At 62.3% G+C, this 1,256-nt stretch carries 2 protein-coding genes; both read left to right on the top strand.

Annotated elements, in window-relative coordinates; translation table 11 throughout:
- Nucleotides 1-232: NAD(P)(+) transhydrogenase (Re/Si-specific) subunit beta (locus U8L64_RS00310; protein ID WP_333392721.1), on the top strand; the 232-nt coding region annotated here is incomplete at its 5' end.
- A 79-nt stretch (nucleotides 233-311) separates the two neighbouring features.
- Nucleotides 312-1,256: NAD(P)/FAD-dependent oxidoreductase (locus U8L64_RS00305; RefSeq protein ID WP_333392719.1), on the top strand; the 945-nt coding region annotated here is incomplete at its 3' end.

The following is a 1,256-nucleotide window of genomic DNA, read 5'->3' as shown; positions in this document are numbered from 1 at the left end:
GCTCGGCGCCAACGACGTGGTCAACCCGGCGGCCAAGACCGATCCGAAGTCGCCGATCGCCGGCATGCCGATCCTCGAGGCGTACAAGGCCAAGACGGTCATCGTCAACAAGCGCTCCATGGCCAGCGGCTATGCCGGCCTGGACAACGAGCTGTTCTACATGGACAAGACCATGATGGTCTTCGGCGACGCGAAGAAGGTGGTCGAGGATATGGTCAAGGCCGTGGAGTGATCGCCAACCGGAAGCCGGCCAGGCAGGTCGGCAAGCATCACTGCAGTCGCAGCATCACGAACGCTGAGGGGAACGCAACATGAGTCGCGAATACATGGAATTCGACGTTGTCATCGTCGGCGCCGGCCCTGCAGGCCTATCCGCAGCCTGCCGCCTGAAGCAAAAAGCCGCCGACGCTGGTCAGGAAATCAGTGTATGCGTCGTCGAGAAAGGCTCCGAAGTAGGTGCCCATATCCTCTCCGGCGCGGTCTTCGAACCTCGCGCGCTGAACGAACTGTTCCCCGATTGGAAAGAACTCGGCGCCCCGCTCAACACGCCGGTCAAGCGTGACGACATCTACCTGCTGAAGACCGCCGAAGCGGCCAGCAAGCTGCCCAATGCGCTGGTCCCCAAGACCATGCACAACGAAGGCAATTACATCATCTCCCTCGGCAACCTGTGCCGCTGGCTGGCCCAGCAGGCCGAGAACCTGGGTGTCGAGATCTACCCGGGCTTCGCCGCCCAGGAAGCGCTGATCGACGAGAACGGCATTGTGCGCGGTATCGTCACCGGTGACCTCGGCGTCGACCGCGAAGGCAACCCGAAGGACGGCATGTACACCCCGGGCATGGAGCTGCGCGCAAAGTACACGTTGTTCGCCGAAGGCTGCCGCGGACATATCGGCAAGCAGCTGATCAACCGCTTCCAGCTCAATGCCAACGTCGATCCGCAGCACTACGGTATCGGCATCAAGGAGCTGTGGGACATCGATCCGACCAAGCACGAACAGGGCCTGGTGGTGCATACCGCGGGCTGGCCGCTGGACGACGAGAACACCGGTGGCTCGTTCCTCTATCATCTGGAGAACAACCAGGTGGTTGTCGGCCTGATCGTCGACCTGTCGTACAGCAACCCGCACCTGTCGCCGTTCGACGAATTCCAGCGCTACAAGCATCATCCGGTGATCAAGCAGTACCTGGACGGCGGCAAGCGCGTGTCCTACGGCGCCCGCGCCATTGCCAAGGGCGGCCTGAACTGCCTGCCG

The sequence above is a fragment of the Pseudomonas sp. FIP_A4 genome (genome assembly GCF_036701605.1).
Classification (GTDB): Bacteria; Pseudomonadota; Gammaproteobacteria; order Pseudomonadales; family Pseudomonadaceae; genus Stutzerimonas; species Stutzerimonas phenolilytica.
Note: the sequence above shows the minus strand (reverse complement) of the source record. Positions and strands in the feature narration are given on the sequence as shown.